Raw genomic sequence first — 1,949 nt, 5'->3', positions numbered from 1 at the left:
GGACCCCCGCCGCGAATGTCGGCGGCACCCTCGACGCGCTTGCGCACGGTATGGTCGAAGATGACGACGCGGTCGGCCTGCAGCGTCGCGCGCAGGAACGCCTCGACGGCGGGATAGTAGACCGCCCTCACCTCCTCATCGTCAAAGAAATCCTTCACCCGGGTCGGATGGCGCACCAGCGCAAAGCCTTCGCGATCGAGCGAGAAGTTCTGGGCGATCAGCCGCGCATCGAAGATCGGCACCTGATGCGGCTCGGCGAGCGCCGTGCTCTTCGGCTCGCCCGGCGGCGGATCGAAGGCATAGGTGCGCGGCTTGGTTGGTATCGGTGCGAGATAGTTGAGTTCGGCAGTGACGAAAGGAAGCGACTCGATCTTTGTTTCTTGCAGGCCCATGGCCGGTCTCCCGATGTGGTCGTCGGATTGATTTTTGCGGGGATGCGAAGGGGCGCAAGGGAGACGGTGCAAATAGCAATGGGGGTGTTGCTGCCAGCGCGATACGCAGAAAGAACGTTTCGAGAAAGACTGCCGGGTTAGAAGGCCCACTCTCGTTTCACGGATGCTTGAGCGCCTTGCGAGGTTTCGTGCCCCGGACGCAGCGCATCACGCAGTGGTGCGCTGCTGAGCCGGGGCCCATCTCGCGGCGGACGCTTGCAGCATGGGTCCCGGCTCTGCGGAGCAGCGTTACGCGTTGCAGCGCGTCCGGGACACGAGACCTCGCTACAATCCCGCCTTCACGATCGCATCCGCAAACGAACGATCCACGATCTCGGCGGCATCGAGCTTCTGCTTGATGAGGCCCCAGCGGAAATAGAGGTCGATCGTGCTCTGCTCGTCCGCGACTACGCCGTCGTCGATCGGCGCGATGCGGATCTTTGCGCGCGATAGCCAGTTCTGCGGCACAGAAGTCGGGATGTTCATCAGCCTGCCCCAGGTCGCGGCATAGCTGTCGATATTGTTTAGCGACCACGCCCGCGCGGCGGTGAGGCGGCGAATGAAATCCGTCAGCTCCGCGCGCTTGTCCCTGATAGCGTCGGGTCGTGCGACCTGGAAGCTCAGCCCCGGCGTCAGGCCTTCCGAGGTGATGATGCGACGCGACTTGAACAGCACCTCCTCCTGGCTGACATACGGCTCCCAGGTCGACCACGCATCGACGGAGCCTTGCGTGTAGGCGATCTTGGCATCGGAGGGCGCCAGGAACGCGATCTGCACGTCGCTCGCAGCCCAGCCGTTCTTCTCCAGCGCGGCGAGGATCAATTGATGACCGATCGAGCCGCGGCCGGTTGCGATCTTCTTAGCCCGCAGATCGGCAAAGCTCTTGATCGGCGAATTCTCCGGCACGAGGATCGCGAGGCCCTCGCGAGTCTGCCGGATCGCGGCAATCGCCTTGACCGGCGCGCCGGAGGCCGCGGCGAAGGTGAAGGGCGCGTCCCCAACGAGCCCGGTCTCGATCGCGCCGGCACTGAGCGCTTCCAGCAAGGGAGCTGCCGCCGGAAACTCCTTCCACTCGATCTTGTAGGGAACGTCCTTGAGCACGCCGGCCGCTTCCATCACGGCCTGCGCATTGCCCTTCTGGTCGCCGACGCGCAAGGTGGTTTGCGCCGCCGCGAGCTCGAACGAAGCGAACAGTAGCGCCCCGGCCAGCATGAGGCGGATCATTCCGCGGCCTCCCCGCGAACGGCTTGGCGCTTGGCGATCAGCTCCCGGGTCAGCGGGATCAGCTCGCGGCCATATTCGATCGCATCGATCAACGGGTCGAAGCCGCGGATCAGGAAATGGCCGATGCCGAGGTCGTAATAGTCACCGAAGACCTCGGCGACCTGCTCGGGCGTGCCGACCAGTGCCGTGGTGTTGCTGTTGGCGCCGGTGAGCTTTGCGATCTCGGTCCAGAGCCGCTTGTCGATGCGGCTGCCCTGGTCGGCGAGCGCGAGCAGGCGTCGCGCGCCGGCGGTA

The 1,949-nt window shown here is 64.9% G+C and carries 2 protein-coding genes and 1 pseudogene; all 3 read right to left on the bottom strand.

The annotated features are described in order from the left end of the window. The coding region (locus MOV75_RS36255; RefSeq protein ID WP_309487000.1) for a CmcJ/NvfI family oxidoreductase at positions 1-392 on the bottom strand (392 nt) is incomplete at its 3' end. 324 nt (positions 393-716) lie between these two features. Next, positions 717-1,655 (bottom strand): ABC transporter substrate-binding protein, encoded by a 939-nt coding sequence (locus tag MOV75_RS36250; RefSeq protein ID WP_246931329.1) that lies wholly within the window; start codon positions 1,653-1,655, stop codon positions 717-719. Beyond that, positions 1,652-1,949, bottom strand: a pseudogene (locus tag MOV75_RS36245) (alkanesulfonate monooxygenase); the annotation flags it as partial. The pseudogene MOV75_RS36245 and the gene MOV75_RS36250, both read right to left, overlap by 4 nt.

The sequence above is a fragment of the Bradyrhizobium sp. PRIMUS42 genome (genome assembly GCF_023006515.1).
In the GTDB taxonomy this organism is placed as follows: domain Bacteria; phylum Pseudomonadota; class Alphaproteobacteria; order Rhizobiales; family Xanthobacteraceae; genus Bradyrhizobium.
Note: the sequence above shows the minus strand (reverse complement) of the source record. Positions and strands in the feature narration are given on the sequence as shown.

What these genes read in the sequence shown, in the direction of transcription:
- MOV75_RS36250 (WP_246931329.1), bottom strand. Translation starts at nt 1,655, where the DNA reads ATGATCCGCCTCATGCTGGCCGGGGCGCTACTGTTCGCTTCGTTCGAG.